The organism is Halomonas smyrnensis AAD6 (assembly GCF_000265245.1).
Classification (GTDB): Bacteria; Pseudomonadota; Gammaproteobacteria; order Pseudomonadales; family Halomonadaceae; genus Halomonas; species Halomonas smyrnensis.
Genome location: NZ_AJKS02000003.1, coordinates 164,406 through 181,228 on the forward strand (window position 1 = coordinate 164,406; position 16,823 = coordinate 181,228).

Sequence of the window (16,823 nt, forward strand, 5' to 3'; positions counted from 1 at the left end):
TGATCACTCAAAAGCTGTCTCCATGCAACCGGCCACCAGCCGCTCGACGGCATCCAGATGGGCACAGCCTCGCGCCTCGGCGGCCATGGTGGCAAGCGTGTCGGGGTCGAGCAGCGCCGCCAGCCGATCGGCCAGCGTCGCCGCAGTCATCTCGGATTGAGGCATCAGGGCAGCGGCGCCCTGCTCGACCAGGGCCGCCGCATTGGCGGTCTGGTGATCGTCCACCGCGTGCGGGAAGGGCACGAACAGCGCCGGCTTGGCCGCCGCCGCCAGCTCCGCCACGGTCAGGGCACCGGCCCGGCATACCACCAGGTCGGCCCAGTCGTAGGCCTCGGCCATGTCATCGATGAAGGCGCTGACGTCCGCCTCCACGCCCTGTTGCGCGTAGCCCTCGCGGGTCGCCGCGTCCTTGTCTCGGCCGGCCTGATGACGCACCTCGGGCCGCTCGGCTTCCGGCAGTCGGGCCAGCGCCTCGGGCATGCCACGGTTGAGCGCCAGCGCGCCCAGCGAGCCGCCGACCACCAGCAGGCGCAGCGGACGCGCGCGCATCGTCTCGGCGCCGCGCGGGGTCTCGCCGATGGCGGCGATGTCGTCACGCACCGGATTGCCGACCACCTCGGCGCGGCCCGGGAAGGCCTGGGGAAAGGCCGCATAGACGCCGCGCGCCATTCTCGCCAGCACGCGGTTGGTCAGCCCGGCCACGGCGTTCTGCTCGTGGATCACCAGAGGCCGGCGCGCCAGCCAGGCGGCCAGCCCCCCCGGGCCGCTGGCGAAGCCGCCGAGGCCCACCACCAGCTGGGGATCGAAGTCGCGTATCACCCGGCCGGCCTGTCGCACCGCGCCGATCAGCCGCCAGGGCGCCATCGCCCAGCCGGCCAGCCCGTTGCCGCGCAGGCCGCTCACCGCGATGCGATGCAGCGGCAGGCCGGCCTCGGGCACCAGCCGATTCTCGATCCCGCGCGGACTGCCCAGCCACTCGACCTCGACCCCGCGGGCCTGCAGCGCGCGGGCCAGCGACAGGGCCGGGATGACGTGACCGCCGGTGCCGCCGGCCATGATCAGGGCGCGCCGCCCTTCGCGTCGACTCATGATTGCGTTCCTTTGCTCTTGCCCGGGGTGCTGTTGGCGGCAGCGCGCTTGCCGGAAGCCCGTTGCCCCGACCCGCCGTCGCGGGATGCGGTCGGCTTCGCCCGGCGCACCGCCTGGCGAGTCTCGATGTCGGCCCGCAGCAGCATCGCCACCATGATGCAGCTCACCATCAGGCTGGAGCCACCGTAGCTGAGCAGCGGCAGCGTCAGGCCCTTGGTGGGCAGCATGCCGCTGCTGACCGCGATGTTGATGAAGGCCTGGGCGCCGATCACCAGGGCGATGCCGTAGCTGGCATAGGCGGCGAAGGCCAGCCCGGCCAGTTCGGCGCGCCGCCCCACCGCCATGGCGCGCCACACCAGCAGCGCAAACAGGCCGATCACGCTGATCGCGCCGACCAGGCCCAGCTCCTCGGCCAGCACGGCGAACACGAAGTCGGTGTGCGCCTCTGGCAGGTAGAACAGCTTCTGCACGCTGTTGCCGAGCCCGGTACCCAGCCACTGGCCGCGGCCGAAGGCGATCAGCGCCTGGGTGAGCTGGTAGCCGCTGGCGAACTGATCGGCCCAGGGGTCGACGAAACTGGTCAGGCGCGCCATGCGATAGGGCTCGGCGATCGCCACCACGGCGCCGAGGGCGGCGACCAGCACCATCAGCAGCAGGAAGCGGCCCCAGGGCGCCCCGGCCATCAACAGCATGCCCATCACGCAGCCGGTCATCACCACCACGGCGCCGTAGTCCGGCTCGAAGATCAGCAGGGCGCCGAACAGGGCCAGCACGGCCAGCGGCCGCAGGAAGGCGCCCCACTCGCGGCGCACCTGGGGCAGGAAGCGCTCCAGGTAGCCGGCCAGATAGGCGATCAGACACAGCTTGGCGACCTCGGAGGCCTGGAGGTTGAACGGCACACCGGGGAGCGACAGCCAACGCTTGCTGCCGTTGACCTCACGCCCGACCACCAGCACCAGCATCAGCAGGGCGAGCCCGACCAGCAGCAGCAAGGGCCCGTTGGCCTTCCACCAGGCCAGCGGCACGCGCAGCGCCAGGGCGCCGATCACCAGCGAGCCGAGCAGGAAGGTGCCGTGACGCAGGCTGAAGTACCAGGCATTGCCGGTGAGGCTCGAGGCCACCTCACTGGAGGCCGAGGTCACCATCACCCAGCCGATCAGCAGCAGCGCCAGGGCGGCGATCACCAGCCAGCCGTCGAAGGGCTGATCGGCGGTGGAGAGCCGTTCGCGTAGACGGGCCAGGCGGCTCATCGGTGTGTCTCCTGCACCAGACGCGCCACGCCGGCCCGGAAGACCTCACCGCGGACCTGGTAATTGGGGAACTGGTCGAGGCTCGCGCAGGCCGGCGACAGCAGCACGCAGTCACCGGGGGCGGCGATCTCGGCGGCCCGCCGCATGGCGGCCTCGAGGTCATCGACCCGGGTCAGCGCCACGGCGCCGTCCAGCGCGGTCGCCAGACGCTCGGCGTCGCGGCCGAACAGGATCGCCTCGCGGCCGTGGCGGGCCAGCGGTGCCGCCAGCGGCGTGAAGTCGGCGCCCTTCCCTTCCCCGCCGGCGAGCAGGATCACCCGGCCGGACAGGGTCGGGCCGAGCCCGGCGATGGCGGCCAGGGTCGCGCCCACGTTGGTGCCCTTGGAATCGTTGATCCAGCGCACCCCGCCCGCATCGGCGACCAGCTCGCCACGGTGCGGCAGGCCGGGGAAGCGCTCGAGCACGCGACGCATGGCGGCGAGCTCGAACCCGAGACGATGCCCCATGGCCAGCGCCGCCAGGGCATTGGCCTGGTTGTGGCGCCCCGGCAGGCGCACCGCGTCGGCCGGCATCAGCGGCACGGCGCCGTGCATCAGCCAGTCGCGAGGGCCACTGCCGTCGTCATGGACGGCGATGCCCCACTCATCCGCCTCGGCCGCCGCACCGAACGCGGGCGACGCCGTGGTGAAGCGATCGAGGACCGGCGGCGGCGTATCCGGCCAGGTGGCCGGATCCTCGGCGTTGACCACGCCATGGCGCGCGCCGCGGAAGATCGCCTGCTTGGCGGCGCGATAGCCGGCCAGGTCGCCGTGGCGGTCCAGATGATCCTCGGACAGGTTCAGGAAGGCGACGGTCTCGGCGCCGAGGCGCGGCGTGGTCTCGAGCTGGAAGCTGGACAGCTCGAGCACGTAGAGCTCGGCGTCGGCCCGCTCGACGAGCAGGTCCAGCGCCGGCGTGCCGAGATTGCCCCCCACCGCCACGCGACGGCCGGCCTCCTCGGCCATCTCGCCGAGCAGTGTGGTCACGGTGGACTTGGCGTTGGCACCGGTGATGGCGGCGATGGGCGCGCGCGCCGCGCGCACGAACAGCGCGATCTCGCCGACGACGAACGGCTCACCGGATTCGCCGAGGCGCCCGGCCAGGGCATCGAGCCCCGGGCTTGCCGGATCGACGCCGGGGCTGACCACGACCTCATGGGCATCGAGCATGTCCAGCTCGGTCAAGGGGCCGCAGTGGACCGCCACGCCCGGATGCGCGGCGCGGAAGTCGTCCAGCCCCGGCGGCGCGGCGCGAGTGTCGGCGACCATGAAGGGGCGCTCGAGACGTTGCAGGTGGCGGCAGATGGCGCGCCCGGAGATCCCGAGCCCCACCACCAGCGTCATCCCCTGGGGCACCTTGACCATCAGCGGCTCCTCAGCGATTCGGCGTCAGCGGATCTTCAGGGTCGCCAGACCCAGCAGCACCAGCACCACGGTGATGATCCAGAAGCGCACGATGACCCGCGGCTCCGGCCAGCCCTTGAGTTCGAAGTGGTGGTGCAGCGGCGCCATGCGGAAGATGCGGCGTCCGGTGAGCTTGTAGGAGCCCACCTGCAGGATCACCGAAACCGTCTCCATGACGAAGATGCCGCCCATGATGAACAGCACCACCTCCTGGCGCACGATCACCGCCACCACGCCCAGGGCGGCGCCCAGCGCCAGGGCGCCCACGTCGCCCATGAAGACCTGGGCCGGATAGGTGTTGAACCACAGGAAGCCGAGGCCCGCGCCGGCGATGGTGGCGCAGAACACCGCCAGCTCGCCGGCACCGGGAATCATCGGGATCTGCAGGTACTCGGCGAACACCGCGTTGCCGCTGGCGTAGGCGAACACCGCCAGCCCCATGGCCACCAGCACGGTAGGCATGATGGCCAGGCCGTCCAGGCCATCGGTGAGGTTCACCGCGTTGGAGCTGCCGACGATCACCAGGTAGGTGAGCACGATGTAGAACAGCCCCATCTGCAGCACGAAGTCCTTGAACAGCGGCAGGATCAGGCTGGTCTCCACCGGCGAGGCGGCGGTGACGTAGAGGATCACCGCGGCGGCCAGGCCGATCACCGACTGCCAGAAGTATTTCCAGCGCGCCGGCAGGCCGCGGGGGTTCTTCTCCACCACCTTGCGGTAGTCGTCGACCCAACCGATGGCCCCGAAGCCCAGGGTCACGCCCAGCACCACCCATACGTAGTGGTTGCGCAGGTCGCCCCACAGCAGGGTGCTGATGGCGATCGCCATCAGGATCATGGCGCCGCCCATGGTCGGGGTGCCGGCCTTGGAGAGGTGCGACTGGGGGCCGTCATCGCGCACCGCCTGGCCGATCTGGCGCTCCACCAGCCGGCGGATCACCTTCGGACCGAGCCACAGGCACAGCACCAGGGCGGTCAGGGTGCCCAGGATCATGCGCAGGGTCAGATAGTTGAAGACGTGAAAGGCGCTCTGGTATTGCGCCAGCAGTTCAGCCAGAAAGAGCAGCATGTAATGCCTTACCTTGATGCATCCGGACACAGCGCCGACACCACGGCTTCCATGCCGGCACTGCGCGAGCCCTTGACCAGTACACTGGCCCCTGGCGGCAGATGATGGAGGACGTGGCGCGTCAGCGCCTCCCGATCGTCGAAATGACACCCCGCGTCGCCGAAGGCGCGGCTGGCCGGCCGCGCCGCCTCGCCGAGGGTGCCGAGAAAGTCGATGCCGAGCTCGCGCGCGTGGCGACCCACGGCTTCGTGCAGCGACGCCGACGCCTCGCCCAGCTCGCCCATGGCGCCCAGCAGGCACCAGCGCGGCCCCGGCAGGCTGGCCAGCAGATCGAGAGCCGCCTTCACCGCGCCGGGGTTGGCGTTGTAGGTATCGTCGAGCAGTCGCGCGCCGTTGACGCCTTCCGCCACGCTGAGCCGCCCCGGCATCGGTGCGACCGTCTCGAGTCCGGCCAGCACGTCGTCCGGGGCGAGGCCCATGGCCAGCGCCGCACCGGCCGCCGCCAGGGCGTTGGCCACGTTGTGGCGACCGAGCAGGGCGAGCTGGACGCGCCCCAGTTCGCGATCGTCGTGAAACAGCGTGAAAGCATAGCGTCCGAGCGGATCGCAAACCAGTGTCTCGGCGCGCAGACGCGCCGGCCCTTCCACGGCGAAATCCAGCACTTCCCGCGGGGCCGCGAGGCTCGCCCAGCTGGCGAAGTAGCGGTCGTCGCGGTTGAGCACCGCCACCCCGTCGCCGGGCAGCGACATCAGGATCTCAGCCTTGGCCTGGGCGATCCGTCCCGGCCCGCCGAACTCGCCCACATGGGCGCCGGTGACGTTGGTGATCACCGCCACCCGCGGCTCGGCCAGGCTCGCCGTCCAGGCGATCTCGCCCAGATGGTTGGCCCCCAGCTCGACCACCGCCTGACGGTGCTCGGCGCACAGCTCGAGCAGGGTCAGTGGCGCGCCGATGTCGTTGTTGAGGTTGCCCCGGGTGGCCAGGGTCTCGCCGCGACGGGCCAGCAGCGCGCCCAGCATCTGCTTGACCGTGGTCTTGCCGCTGTTGCCGGTCACCGCGACCAGCGGGCCGCCCCAGGCGCGGCGCCGGGCGCGACCCAGCAGGCCCAGCGCCAGGCGGGCATCGGCCACCACCAGCTGCGGCAGCGGGTCATCGACGCGACGCTCGACCACCGCGGCCACCGCTCCCGCCTCGCGGGCCTGGGCGATGAAGTCGTGACCGTCGAAGCGCTCGCCGGTCAGCGCCACGAACAGCGCCCCCGGGCCCAGGCGGCGGGTATCGGTGACGATCTCGCCCACCGACCGCTCGGCGTCCACGCCGGCGTCATGCTCGGCGAGGCCGAGCGCCGTCGCGACCTCGGCCAGGGTGTCGAGACCGACGCCGCTCATGCCTCGCCCTCCCGGCGGGCGGCCAGCGCCGCCTCGGCCTCGGCGAGGTCAGAAAAGGCATGGCGCACGCCGTCGATCTCCTGGTAGGCCTCGTGGCCCTTGCCGGCGATCAGGATCACGTCCTCGGCGGCGGCCTCGCGGATGACGTCGCGGATCGCCCGGGCGCGGCCGTCGACCACCTCGGCGCTCTCGCGGCCGGCCTCGGACAGCCCCTGCCGCATCGCCTCGCGGATCGCCGCCGGCGCCTCGGAGCGCGGGTTGTCATCGGTGATCACCAGCCGGTCGGCATGGCGCTCGGCGGCGGCGGCCATCAGCGGGCGCTTGCCCGCATCGCGGTCGCCGCCGCAGCCGAACAGGCACCACAGCCGGCCGCTGTCGGGCAGGTGCGCGCGCAGCGCCTGAAGCGCGTTTTCCAGGGCGTCCGGGGTGTGGGCATAGTCGATCACCACCGTGGGCGCCCCCTCACCGACCAGCGCCTGCATGCGCCCCGGCACCGGCGCGAGATCGGCGGCGGCCTCGAACAGCGCATCGATCTCCTCGCCCAGGCCGTGCAGCGTGGCGATGGCCAGCAGCACGTTGGTCAGGTTGAAGCGGCCCATCAGCGGCAGCGTCAGCACGCGCTCGCCGTCGGGGGTAGCGATCAGCGCGCGCTGGCCCTCGCCGTGGGGGATCCAGTCCACCACGCGCAGGGTCACGGCCTCGTCCTCGCCCACCGCGAGCACGCGCACGCCCTCGCCCAGCCCGGCCAGCATCAGCCGGGCCAGCGGATCGTCGGCGTTGACCACCGCCAGTTCGAGCTCGCTGCGACGGAACAGCCGCGCCTTGGCCGCGGCATAGGCGGCCATGCTGCCGTGATAGTCGAGATGGTCGCGGCTCAGGTTGGTGAACACCGCGGCGCGGAAGCGACAGGCATCGAGCCTCCCCTGCTCCAGCGCATGGGAGGAGGCCTCCATGGCGACCCGCTCGAGGCCCTCGCCGGCGAGTTCGCCGAGGGCGGCCTGCAGCGCCAGCGGCCCGGGCGTGGTCAGACGCCCCTCGACGAGCGCGCCGGGGCGCCCGTGCCCCAGGGTGCCGACCATGCCGGCCGGCCGGCCGAGGCGTTCGCTCAGGGCGGCGATATAGTGGGTCACCGAGCTCTTGCCGTTGGTGCCGGTGACGCCGACCAGCTCGAGGGCCTCGGGCACGCCGAACAGGTCGCGCCCCAGCTCGCCGAGCCGGGGGCGCAGGTGCGGCAGCGCCACCACCCGCGGATCGTCCGGCAGTGACGTCGCCTCGTCATCATGGGCCAGCACCAGGGCGGCGCCGGCCTCGAGGACGGCGGCGATGTAGTCGCGGCCGTCGCCCGAGACCCCGGGCACGGCGAAAAAGACATCGCCGGCAGCGAGCTCCCGGCTGTCCAGGATCAGCCGCGGCCGTGCGGGCAGTGCGAGCTCGGCCAGGGCTTCGCGCCGGCCGGGCCAGTGCGCGGTCAGCGCCTCGATCAGGCGCTCGGCGGTCACGTCCATGGGCTCTCCTTTCTCTCAACGGTCGGGCGGTAGACGTTGTGGCGATAAAGCGGGAAGCGGCCGACCGCGCCCGGAACGGGCTGCAGGCCGGCGATGGCGCTCATGGGTCCTCGTCCAGCTGATCCGGCGGCACGTCCAGGATACGCAGGGCGTTGCCGGCCACCCTGGAGAACACCGGCGCCGCCACGGCGCCGCCGTAGAAGGCATCGCCCCGGGGCTGGTCGATCATCACCACGGTGATCAGGCGCGGATCGGAGACCGGTGTGATGCCCACGAACAGCGAACGATAGGCGTTCTTCTCGTAGCCGCCGCCGCCGCTCTTGCGCACCGTGCCGGTCTTGCCGGCCACGCTGTAGCCGGGCACCAGGGCACGCCGCGCGCCGGTACCCGGCTCCACCACCCGATCCATCATGCCCAGCACGCGGTCGGCGACATCGGGCTCGATCACCGGCTCGCCGACCGGCGGCCGGTTGAGACGCAGCAGCGACGGCGGCAGCCGCTCGCCGTGGTTGGCGATGGCGGTGAAGGCACTGGCCAGCTGCAGCGCCGACACCGACAGGCCGTAGCCGTAGGACAGCGCCGCCCACTGGCTGCTGGACCAGACCTGGGGCGCCGGCACGCTGCCCCCCGCCTCGCCGGGGAAGCCGGTGCCCGGCACCTGATCGAAGCCCAGCGCCCGATAGCGCTCGGGCACCACCGGATCGTCGAGCTGCAGGGCCAGCTTGGACATGCCGATGTTCGAGGACTTCTCGAGGATGCCGGACAGGGTCAGCTCGCCGTAGTTGGCGACGTCCTTGATGGTGTAGCCGTCGATGACCATCCAGCCCGGCGAGGTGTCGATCACGGTATCGGGCGGGAACCGGCCGGTCTCGAGCAGCGCCGACATGGCCAGCGGTTTCATCACCGAGCCGGGCTCGAAGACGTCGACGATGGCGCGGTTGCGCAGCCCGCCGGGGTCGAGGCCGGCCCGATTGTTGGGGTTGTAGGACGGCTGGTTGGCCATGGCCAGCACCTCGCCGGTCTCGGCGTCGAGCATCACCAGCACGCCGCCGTCGGCGTCGTTCTCGTCCACCGCCGACTTGAGCTCGCGATAGGCCATGTACTGCAGGCGCTGGTCGATGGCGAGCGTCAGGTCGCCGCCGGGCTCGGCTTCCTTGAGCACCTCGAGGTCGCGCACCAGGCGCCCGCGCCGATCCTTGAGCACCCGACGACGGCCCGGCTCTCCGGACAGATAGGACTGATAGGCGAGTTCCAGCCCCTCCTGCCCGTGATCGTCGATGTTGGTCACGCCGATCAGCTGGGCGATCACTTCCCCGGCCGGATAGTAGCGCTTGTATTCGGCCCGCTTGTGCACCCCGGGGACACGCAGGTCGAGCACTTCCTGGGCATCCACCGGCGTCATGCGGCGGCGCAGATACATGAACTCACGATCGGCATAGCGCTCGATGCGCGCGTTCAGGGCCTCCGGATCCTGCCCCAGGGCCTGGGCCAGGCGCAGCCGCTGGATGCGGTCGTCGGGCAGGTCCTGGGGATTGGCCCACAGCGTCACCACCGGCGTGGAGATCGCCAGCGGCTCGCCGTGGCGGTCGGTGATCATGCCGCGGTGGGCAGGAATGGGATCGACGCGCAGGGTACGGGCATCGCCCTGCCCCTGCAGGAAGGTGCGGTCGAAGACGTGCAGGTCGACGATGCGCCCGGCGAGCAGCGCCAGGCCGATCAGCACCAGGCCCAGCATCACCCGATAGCGGGCCTGGCCCATGGGCGACGGGGCGTGACGCACCTTGCCGCGACGTGGCGTGGCGCTCATGGTCGGATGACCTCGACTTCATCGATATCGGGCAGGCGCATCTCGAGCCGGTCGCTGGCCAGCCGTTCGATGCGCGACGGCGAGGACCAGGCGCTCTCCTCGAGCAGCAGCTGGCTCCACTCGGTCTGCAGCTGCTGGTGCTCGCGCTCGAGCTGCTGCAGCTCGGCATACTGGCCGCGCGTGTGGTGACTGGTGGCGATCACCGCCAGGGCCGCGCCCAGGCAGGCGACCAGCAGCACGGCATTGAGCGCCAGCCCCAGGGTCGGGCGCAGGCGCAGCGGCCAGGCGAAGGAGGGGGTGGCGTCGCGTCCTTGAGCCATGCCGTGCCTCAGTATCGCTTGCGCGCCACGCGCATCACCGCGCTGCGGGCACGGGGATTGGCCTCGACCTCCTCCGGCCCCGGACGGCGCGCCTTGCCGACGGACTCCAGACGACGCTGGATCTGATCGTCGCGCAGCGGGATGCCCTTGGGCAGATGGGTGTCGCCGCGCACGTGATCACGGATGAAGCGCTTGACCCGGCGATCCTCCAGCGAGTGGAAGCTGATCACCACCAGATGGCCGCCGGGCGCCAGCGCCTCGAGGGCGGCCTCGAGCGCGGCATCGAGCTGGTCGAGCTCGCCGTTGACCTGGATGCGCAGCGCCTGGAAGGCGCGGGTGGCCGGATGCTTGCCCTTCTCCCAGGCGGGATGGGCGGTCTTGATCACCTCGGCCAGGTCACCGGTGCGGGTGAAGGGTGTCTCGACGCGGCGGGCCACGATCGCCTTGGCCAGCCGACGGGCGAAGCGTTCCTCGCCGTAGGTCTTGAACACCCGGGCGATCTCGCCCTCGGCGGCATGGGCCAGCCAGTCCGCGGCACTCTCGCCACGGGTCGGGTCCATGCGCATGTCGAGCGGGCCGTCACGCAGGAAGCTGAAGCCGCGCTCCGGATCGTCGAGCTGGGGCGAGGAAACGCCGACATCGAGCAGCACCCCGGACAGCCGGCCGTGCAGGCCGCGCGCCTCGGCGAACTCGCCCAGGCGGGCAAACTCGCCCTGGTCGATGGCGAAGCGCTCGTCGTCGATGCTCGCCGCCTCGGCGATGGCCTGGGGATCGCGGTCGATGGCCAGCAGCCGCCCCTCGGGGGCGAGCCGCTCGAGGATCGCCCGGGAGTGGCCGCCGCGGCCGAAGGTGCCGTCCAGATAATGGCCCGCCGGATCATGAATCAGGGCGTCGACGGCCCCGTCGAGCAGCACGCTGGCATGGCGAAAGCCGCGGGGGGCGTGTTCGGGGGCGGATGACGTCATGCACTTCTCTTGGCGGCTGGTCTTGCGAGTGGCGGGGCGCCGCCGAACGGCGACGCAGGGAAAATCGTGGGGAGTCGGCCGATAAGCCGGGTTCTGTCGGGGACAGCCATTCCTCTAGGGGCGACGTCACCGTCGCCCTCAAGCAACCTACCCGAACCCAACGCGGGCCACGCCAACGGGTTCCTATTTGGTCTTGCTCCGAGTGGGGTTTACCGTGCCACGCACTGTTGCCAGGCGCGCGGTGCGCTCTTACCGCACCCTTTCACCCTTACCGGCCTCCCGAAGGAGACGTAGGCGGTCTGCTCTCTGCTGCACTTTCCGTCGGCTCGCGCCGCCCAGGCGTTACCTGGCACTCTGCCCTGTGGAGCCCGGACTTTCCTCCCCCGGATCGCTCCGGCGGCGGCTGTCTGGCCAACTCCCGCGGCAAGCATACCAGCGCCCCGCCACCCCCTCAATCCCCGTCCTTGAGCGCCTGCGCCCTGGCGTACCACTGTTTCTTGGCACCGCCCAGGGTCCGGGCGGTCACCGCCGCGGCCTGCTTGACCCCCACGCCCTCGGCGAGCATGGCGGAAAGCAGCGCATCGGCATCGACACTGGCGGCCTCGTCGGCCGACTTCGGCGCGGCGCCGGCCACCATCACCACGAACTCGCCGCGAGCCTGGTCGGGGTCGTCCGCCATCCTCGCCAGCAGCGCCTCGGGGCTGCCCTCGAGGAAGGTCTCGAAGGTCTTGGTCAGCTCCCGGGCGAGCACCACCCGGCGTGCGCCGAGCACCGTGCCGAGATCGGCCAGGGTATCGCGGATGCGATGCGGCGACTCGTAGAAGACCAGCGTCTCCTCGCGCTCGGCCAGTGCCTCGAGGCGACCGCGCCGGGTGCCGCCCTTGGCCGGCAGGAAGCCCTGAAACAGGAAGCGATCGGTGGGCAGGCCCGCCGCCGAGAGCGCCGCCACCAGGGCACACGCGCCGGGCACCGGCACGATGCGACGCCCGCGGGCGCGCAGCTCGCGCACCAGCACGAAGCCGGGATCGCTGATCAGGGGCGTGCCGGCATCGCTGACCAGCGCCACGGACTCCCCGGCGGCCAGCCGGGCATCGATCTGCTCTACCCGCGCCGACTCGTTGTGCTCGTGCAGCGACAGCAGCGGCGGCGCCACGCCCAGGTGGCGCAGCAGGCGCGAGGTGTGTCGCGTATCCTCGGCGGCCACCAGGTCGACCTCGCCCAGCAGCCGTGCGGCACGGGGGGCAAGGTCGTCCAGATTCCCAATCGGCGTGGCGACCACGTACAATACCCCTAAGATGGCGTCTGTCATTTCGGCTCCCGGGAAGCTCTCCGCACGTGAGGACAAGGAAGGATTCATGAAGATTTCGTCTCGCGGCCCGCTGGCCGCCGCCTTCGTGGCAATGTGGCTGGCCGGTTGTGCCTTCCAGCCTGGCATCACCGAACGACAACCCGTCGGCGATCCGGATCAGCTGCTGGCCCAGGCCGAGCAGCAGGCACCCGAGCAGGCCGCGCAGTCGCGGCTTCAGGCGGCCGACATCCTAGCACGCCAGGGCAGCCGCCCCCAGGCGCTAGACATTGCCAAGGGCATCGACGATAGCCGGCTCTCCGCCGAGGATCGCGGCCGCTGGGCGATGCTGCTGTCCGACCTCGGCGAGACCGAGGGTGACACCTCGGCGGTGATCCAGGCCGCCCAGCGGCTCGACGAGCTGCAGCTGTCCGGCGACCAGGCCGCGCTGCTGCGCGAGCGCCAGGCCCGCGCCCTCGGCCAGATCGGCGAAACGCGCGCCGCCACCCAGGCGCTGCTGCGCCTGCAGGCCGACACCGACCGGATCGACCTCAACGACCCGATCTGGGAACAGCTCTCGCGGCTGGCGCCGGGCGCCATCGACGAGCTGCGTGACGGCGCCAGCGAACCGACTCAGGCGTGGCTCGATCTCGCCGAGCTGGTCCGCGCCAGCGGCGGCGACATCGAACGCCTGTTCGCCCGCCTCGACGACTGGCGCGACCGCAACCCCGACCACCCGGCGGCCCGCCAGCTGCCCGCCGACATCCTGGCACTGCGCGACCTGCGCGGACAGGACGTGAGCCACATCGCCGTCTTCCTGCCCGAGTCCGGCCCCCTGGCCGGCGTCGCCGACGCCCTCGAGGAGGGCCTGCGCGCCCATCACATGAACGAGGTGAACGGCGGAAGCCGCGGCACCCAGCTGACCTTCTTGGACTCCTCCGGCGGCAACTTCGACGCCCTCTACCAGGAGGCTCAACAGAGCGGCGCCCAGGTCGTGATCGGCCCGCTGAACAAGGAGGCGGTCACCGCCCTGGAACGCCGCGACCGGGTGCCGATGCCGACACTGGCGCTCAACTACGGCGAAGACGAGCACAGCAGCGCCAAGGGACTCTTCCAGTACGGCCTCTCCGCCGAGGACGAGGCGCGCTCGGTGGCCGCCCGCGGCCGCCAGGACGGCCACCGCAGCGCCTCGCTGCTGGTGCCGGACAACGCCTGGGGTCGCCGGGTCGGCGAGGCCTTCGCCGACGCCTGGCGCGAGCGTGATGGCCAGATCGCCAACGCCGTACGCTACAACCCCGGCCGGCCGGCCACCGAAAGCACCCGCCGCGCGCTGGGCTCCAGCCGGCCCGACATGCTGTTCCTGCTGGCCCTGCCCGACTACGCCCGCCAGGTTCCGCCGACCATCGACTACTACGCCTACAAGCAGGAGCTGTCGGTCTACGCCACCTCGCATCTCTATGAGGGTCGCCCGCAGCCGCGCCTCGACAAGGACCTGAACGGCGTGATGTTCCTCGACATCCCCTGGCAGATTCCGGATGCCGCCGTGGGCGGCGAAGAGGCCCTGCCCTTCCTCGACAGCTATCGCCAGCTGCGCGAGGAGTCCGACCCCAACATGTTCCGCCTGATGGCCATGGGCGTGGACGCCTACGAGCTGGCCCGTCGCCTGCCGCAGTTCCAGGCCATTCCCGGCAGCGAGATGTTCGGCGCCACCGGCACCCTGAGCGCCGACCAGGACGGCCGCTTCCATCGCCGGCTGCCCTGGGCCCGCTTCGAGGATGGCGTGCCCCAGCCGGCGCTCGACATGAACCGCTTCGCCGATGACGCGTCCCGCTGACGCCCGCGCCCGGGGCGCTCGCATCGAGCGCCTCGCCGCCGACTGGCTGGCGGCCCGCGGGCTCACGCTCGAGGCCGCCAACCAGCACGCCAGGGGCGGCGAGCTCGACCTGGTGATGCGCGAGGGCGAGACCCTGGTGTTCGTCGAGGTCCGCCACCGCCGGAACGCCCGTCACGGCCACCCGCTCGAGACCGTCACCACCACCAAGCAGCGCCGCCTGATCCAGGCGGCGCGTTTTTATCTGCAACGCAACCGGCTATCATGTGCCTGCCGCTTCGATGTGCTGGCCGTCACCGGCACGCCTCCGGACCTCGAATTCATCTGGGTCCCCGGCGCCTTCGAAGCGTTCTGATCGCCCTAGGACCAGGAAGCCAAGATGGATTTCCAGAACCGCATTCTCGGACACTTCAACGCCAGCATCGACACCAAGACCTACGCCAGCGAGGTGCTGCCGCCCTTCATCGAGGTCGCCAGCCAGATGATGGTTCAGGCCCTGGTCAACGAAGGAAAGATCCTGGCCTGCGGCAACGGCGGCAGCGCCGGCGACAGCCAGCACTTCTCCTCCGAGCTGCTCAACCGCTTCGAACGCGAGCGCCCCAGCCTGCCCGCCCTGGCGCTGACCACCGACACCTCGACGCTGACCTCGATCGCCAACGACTACAGCTACAACGAGGTGTACTCCAAGCAGATTCGCGCCCTGGGCCAGCCCGGCGACGTACTGCTGGCGATCTCCACCAGCGGCAATTCCGGCAACGTGGTGCAGGCCATCCAGGCCGCCCACGACCGCGAGATGACCGTGGTCGCCCTGACCGGCCGCGACGGCGGCAACATGGCCTCCCTGCTCGGTCAGGACGACTGCGAGATCCGCGTGCCCGCCACATCGACCGCCCGCATCCAGGAAGTCCACCTGCTGGTGATCCACTGCCTGTGCGACCTCATCGACGAGCAACTCTTCGGCGCAAGCGAGTGATGCCCATGATCGATAAGTCACGCCTCCTGGGCCTGCCCCTGGTCCTGCTGCTGGCCCTGTCCGGCTGCACCACCATGACGGCGGCCACCAGCTCCGGCCCCATCAACGAGAACTACAGCGAGCGCACCGTCGGCACCAAGGTCGAGGACGACAGCATCGAGACCAAGGTCGCCCACAACCTCGGCAGCACCGACGCCCGCCTCGGCGACGCGCGCATCAACGTCGACAGCTACAACGGCGTGGTGCTGCTCACCGGGCAGGTGCCGAGCCAGGAACTCAAGAACATGGCCGAGCGCATCGCCGGTGAGGTGCGCAACGTTCGCCGCGTTCACAACCAGCTGAGCGTGGCCGCCAACCTGCCGGCCAGCCAGCGGCTCGCCGACACCTGGCTCACGACCCGCATCCGCACCGCCCTGGCCGCCAACGAGGCCATCGACTCCAGCAAGCTGCGCATCGTGACCGAGAACGACAGCGTCTTCCTGATGGGCATCGTGCGCCGCCAGGAAGCCGAACGCGTCGTCGCCGCGGTCCGCAACGTCGGCGGCATGCAACGCATCGTCAAGGTGTTCGACTACCTCGACTGACGCCCTCTCGCCCCGCCATTCGGCGGCAAGGAACGAAAAACGGCAGGCCCGAGGGCCTGCCGTTTTTCTGTCAATGCTCCGCGCAAGACGGCGGAAGGGACGCGCTACTTGACCACGCGCAGCGAGGGACGCCCCTTCTTCGGCGCCTCGTCCGGCTCGCCGCCGGCATCGGCTTCGCCGTCATCAGGCTCGACGTTCTCGACGCTGGACAGACCCGGCGCCTCGTCTTCCGAGACCTCGTCCGCCACGTCATTGGCGTCCTCGGCCGGCATCACCGGCTCATGACCGAACACCATGCCGACACCGTTCTCACGGGCATAGATCGCGATCAGCGCCTCGGTCGGCACCATGATCTGGGTCGGCTGACCACCGAAGCGCGCCGAGAAGGCGATGGCCTCGTTGGTCATCGACAGATCGCGAATCGCGCTGACGCCGAGGTTGAGCACGATCTGGCCGTTCTGCACGAACTGACGCGGCACCTCGACGCCCGCCTGCTCGGCATCGACCACGATGTAGGGCGTCAGCTCGTTGTCCAGCAGCCACTCGTACAGGGCCCGCGCGATATAGGGACGACTCGATTGCATCGGTTGGCCCTCCAGGAAAGCGGCCCCGGCGCGCTGCCGGGGCGTGAAAGAACATTCAGGGGCGCATCTCGCGCTCGGCTTCGCTCAGCGAGGCCCGGAAGCCATCGCGTTCGAAGACGCGCTCCATGTACCCCATCAGCGGCTTGATCTGCTTCTCCGGCATCTCGATGCCGAGCGCCGGCAGACGCCACAGGATCGGCGCCAGGCAGCAGTCCACCAGGGTGAACTCCTCGCTCATGAAGAACGGCATGTCCTCGAAGATCGGCGAGATGCCGACCAGGCTCTCGCGCAGCTCCTTGCGGGCCTTCTCGGCTTCCTTCTTGGTGCCGTTCTGGATCTGCTCGACCATCGGGCACCATTCGCGCTCGATGCGATGCATCCACAGCCGGCTCTGCGCCCGGGCCACCGGATACACCGGCAGCAGCGGCGGATGCGGGAACCGCTCGTCGAGGTACTCCATCATCACCTTGGACTCATAGAGCACCAGGTCGCGGTCGAGCAGCGTGGGCACGCTGTTGTAGGGGTTGAGGTCGGCGAGCTCCTCGGGGTGGCTCTCCTCGGTGACCTCGACGATATCCACTGCCACGCCCTTCTCGGCGAGCACGATACGCACCCGATGACTGTAATGATCATCGCCCCCGGAATAGAAGATCATCGATGACCGCTTGGCCACTACACCCATGAAACCATCCTCGCATCAGTTCGTGGCGGCATGATAACACGACGTGCCGC

At 70.6% G+C, this 16,823-nt stretch carries 16 protein-coding genes and 1 other RNA gene; 4 read left to right on the top strand and 13 right to left on the bottom strand.

Annotated elements, in window-relative coordinates; translation table 11 throughout:
- Window positions 1–3: 3 nt before the first annotated feature.
- The 11 genes from murG to rsmI form a co-directional block, all read right to left on the bottom strand.
- On the bottom strand, window positions 4–1,089 hold the full coding sequence (gene murG / locus UYS_RS0204905; RefSeq protein ID WP_016854389.1) for an undecaprenyldiphospho-muramoylpentapeptide beta-N-acetylglucosaminyltransferase: 1,086 nt from the start codon (window positions 1,087–1,089) through the stop codon (window positions 4–6).
- A complete protein-coding gene (gene ftsW / locus UYS_RS0204910) occupies window positions 1,086–2,339 on the bottom strand; it encodes a putative lipid II flippase FtsW (RefSeq protein WP_016854390.1) in 1,254 nt (417 codons plus the stop codon). The genes murG and ftsW overlap by 4 nt, the downstream gene beginning before the upstream one ends.
- Window positions 2,336–3,742 carry a UDP-N-acetylmuramoyl-L-alanine--D-glutamate ligase gene (gene murD / locus UYS_RS0204915; RefSeq protein WP_016854391.1) on the bottom strand — a complete coding sequence of 469 codons (1,407 nt, stop codon included), beginning with the start codon at window positions 3,740–3,742 and terminating at the stop codon, window positions 2,336–2,338. The genes ftsW and murD overlap by 4 nt, the downstream gene beginning before the upstream one ends.
- Before the next feature lie 24 nt (window positions 3,743–3,766).
- Complete coding sequence (gene mraY / locus UYS_RS0204920) at window positions 3,767–4,849, bottom strand: phospho-N-acetylmuramoyl-pentapeptide-transferase (RefSeq protein ID WP_016854392.1); 1,083 nt, start codon at window positions 4,847–4,849, stop codon at window positions 3,767–3,769.
- Between the two features lie 8 nt (window positions 4,850–4,857).
- Entirely contained in the window at window positions 4,858–6,237 is a 1,380-nt protein-coding gene (locus tag UYS_RS0204925; protein ID WP_016854393.1) for a UDP-N-acetylmuramoyl-tripeptide--D-alanyl-D-alanine ligase, read from the bottom strand.
- Window positions 6,234–7,742 carry a UDP-N-acetylmuramoyl-L-alanyl-D-glutamate--2,6-diaminopimelate ligase gene (locus UYS_RS0204930; protein WP_016854394.1) on the bottom strand — a complete coding sequence of 503 codons (1,509 nt, stop codon included), beginning with the start codon at window positions 7,740–7,742 and terminating at the stop codon, window positions 6,234–6,236. The genes UYS_RS0204925 and UYS_RS0204930 overlap by 4 nt, the downstream gene beginning before the upstream one ends.
- 100 nt (window positions 7,743–7,842) lie before the next feature.
- The gene (locus tag UYS_RS0204935) at window positions 7,843–9,549 is read right to left on the bottom strand and encodes a peptidoglycan D,D-transpeptidase FtsI family protein (RefSeq protein WP_016854395.1); all 1,707 of its coding nucleotides are present in this window, start codon (window positions 9,547–9,549) and stop codon (window positions 7,843–7,845) included.
- A complete protein-coding gene (gene ftsL, locus UYS_RS0204940) occupies window positions 9,546–9,869 on the bottom strand; it encodes a cell division protein FtsL (protein ID WP_016854396.1) in 324 nt (107 codons plus the stop codon). The genes UYS_RS0204935 and ftsL overlap by 4 nt, the downstream gene beginning before the upstream one ends.
- Before the next feature lie 8 nt (window positions 9,870–9,877).
- Entirely contained in the window at window positions 9,878–10,834 is a 957-nt protein-coding gene (rsmH, locus tag UYS_RS0204945; RefSeq protein WP_016854397.1) for a 16S rRNA (cytosine(1402)-N(4))-methyltransferase RsmH, read from the bottom strand.
- 66 nt (window positions 10,835–10,900) lie between these two features.
- An RNA gene (gene rnpB, locus UYS_RS17705) (RNase P RNA component class A) lies at window positions 10,901–11,253 on the bottom strand.
- A gap of 32 nt (window positions 11,254–11,285) precedes the next feature.
- Entirely contained in the window at window positions 11,286–12,143 is an 858-nt protein-coding gene (rsmI, locus tag UYS_RS0204950) for a 16S rRNA (cytidine(1402)-2'-O)-methyltransferase (RefSeq protein ID WP_026068355.1), read from the bottom strand.
- A 46-nt stretch (window positions 12,144–12,189) separates the two neighbouring features.
- On the opposite strand from rsmI, the gene UYS_RS16935 reads away from it, so the two are divergent.
- The 4 genes from UYS_RS16935 to UYS_RS0204970 are packed head-to-tail and all read left to right on the top strand — an operon-like array spanning window position 12,190 to window position 15,507.
- Window positions 12,190–13,953 (top strand): penicillin-binding protein activator, encoded by a 1,764-nt coding sequence (locus UYS_RS16935; protein ID WP_016854399.1) that lies wholly within the window; start codon window positions 12,190–12,192, stop codon window positions 13,951–13,953.
- Window positions 13,937–14,305: a YraN family protein gene (locus tag UYS_RS0204960; RefSeq protein ID WP_016854400.1), complete on the top strand. Its 369-nt coding sequence runs from the start codon at window positions 13,937–13,939 to the stop codon at window positions 14,303–14,305. Before UYS_RS16935 ends, UYS_RS0204960 begins: the two co-directional genes overlap by 17 nt.
- Window positions 14,306–14,329: 24 nt before the next feature.
- Complete coding sequence (locus UYS_RS0204965; protein ID WP_016854401.1) at window positions 14,330–14,923, top strand: phosphoheptose isomerase; 594 nt, start codon at window positions 14,330–14,332, stop codon at window positions 14,921–14,923.
- 5 nt (window positions 14,924–14,928) lie between these two features.
- Window positions 14,929–15,507: a BON domain-containing protein gene (locus tag UYS_RS0204970; protein WP_016854402.1), complete on the top strand. Its 579-nt coding sequence runs from the start codon at window positions 14,929–14,931 to the stop codon at window positions 15,505–15,507.
- A gap of 104 nt (window positions 15,508–15,611) precedes the next feature.
- Here the strand turns inward: UYS_RS0204970 and UYS_RS0204975 are convergent, their stop codons facing one another.
- Both UYS_RS0204975 and sspA read right to left on the bottom strand, forming a co-directional pair.
- Window positions 15,612–16,091: a ClpXP protease specificity-enhancing factor gene (locus UYS_RS0204975; RefSeq protein ID WP_016854403.1), complete on the bottom strand. Its 480-nt coding sequence runs from the start codon at window positions 16,089–16,091 to the stop codon at window positions 15,612–15,614.
- 55 nt (window positions 16,092–16,146) lie between these two features.
- Window positions 16,147–16,773, bottom strand: coding sequence for a stringent starvation protein SspA (gene sspA, locus UYS_RS0204980; RefSeq protein ID WP_026068356.1), 627 nt, complete (start codon window positions 16,771–16,773; stop codon window positions 16,147–16,149).
- Between the last annotated feature and the right edge of the window lie 50 nt (window positions 16,774–16,823).

Excerpts from the sequence above, each read along its gene's own strand:
- UYS_RS0204960 (WP_016854400.1), top strand. The coding sequence starts at position 13,937 with ATGACGCGTCCCGCTGACGCCCGCGCCCGGGGCGCTCGCATCGAGCGC.
- UYS_RS0204965 (WP_016854401.1), top strand. The coding sequence starts at position 14,330 with ATGGATTTCCAGAACCGCATTCTCGGACACTTCAACGCCAGCATCGAC.
- ftsL (WP_016854396.1), bottom strand. The coding sequence starts at position 9,869 with ATGGCTCAAGGACGCGACGCCACCCCCTCCTTCGCCTGGCCGCTGCGC.
- ftsW (WP_016854390.1), bottom strand. The coding sequence starts at position 2,339 with ATGAGCCGCCTGGCCCGTCTACGCGAACGGCTCTCCACCGCCGATCAG.
- UYS_RS0204975 (WP_016854403.1), bottom strand. The coding sequence starts at position 16,091 with ATGCAATCGAGTCGTCCCTATATCGCGCGGGCCCTGTACGAGTGGCTG.
- UYS_RS0204935 (WP_016854395.1), bottom strand. The coding sequence starts at position 9,549 with ATGAGCGCCACGCCACGTCGCGGCAAGGTGCGTCACGCCCCGTCGCCC.
- UYS_RS0204930 (WP_016854394.1), bottom strand. The coding sequence starts at position 7,742 with ATGGACGTGACCGCCGAGCGCCTGATCGAGGCGCTGACCGCGCACTGG.
- UYS_RS0204925 (WP_016854393.1), bottom strand. The coding sequence starts at position 6,237 with ATGAGCGGCGTCGGTCTCGACACCCTGGCCGAGGTCGCGACGGCGCTC.
- rsmI (WP_026068355.1), bottom strand. The coding sequence starts at position 12,143 with ATGACAGACGCCATCTTAGGGGTATTGTACGTGGTCGCCACGCCGATT.
- rsmH (WP_016854397.1), bottom strand. The coding sequence starts at position 10,834 with ATGACGTCATCCGCCCCCGAACACGCCCCCCGCGGCTTTCGCCATGCC.
- sspA (WP_026068356.1), bottom strand. The coding sequence starts at position 16,773 with ATGGGTGTAGTGGCCAAGCGGTCATCGATGATCTTCTATTCCGGGGGC.
- murD (WP_016854391.1), bottom strand. The coding sequence starts at position 3,742 with ATGGTCAAGGTGCCCCAGGGGATGACGCTGGTGGTGGGGCTCGGGATC.
- murG (WP_016854389.1), bottom strand. The coding sequence starts at position 1,089 with ATGAGTCGACGCGAAGGGCGGCGCGCCCTGATCATGGCCGGCGGCACC.
- mraY (WP_016854392.1), bottom strand. The coding sequence starts at position 4,849 with ATGCTGCTCTTTCTGGCTGAACTGCTGGCGCAATACCAGAGCGCCTTT.
- UYS_RS0204970 (WP_016854402.1), top strand. The coding sequence starts at position 14,929 with ATGATCGATAAGTCACGCCTCCTGGGCCTGCCCCTGGTCCTGCTGCTG.
- UYS_RS16935 (WP_016854399.1), top strand. The coding sequence starts at position 12,190 with ATGAAGATTTCGTCTCGCGGCCCGCTGGCCGCCGCCTTCGTGGCAATG.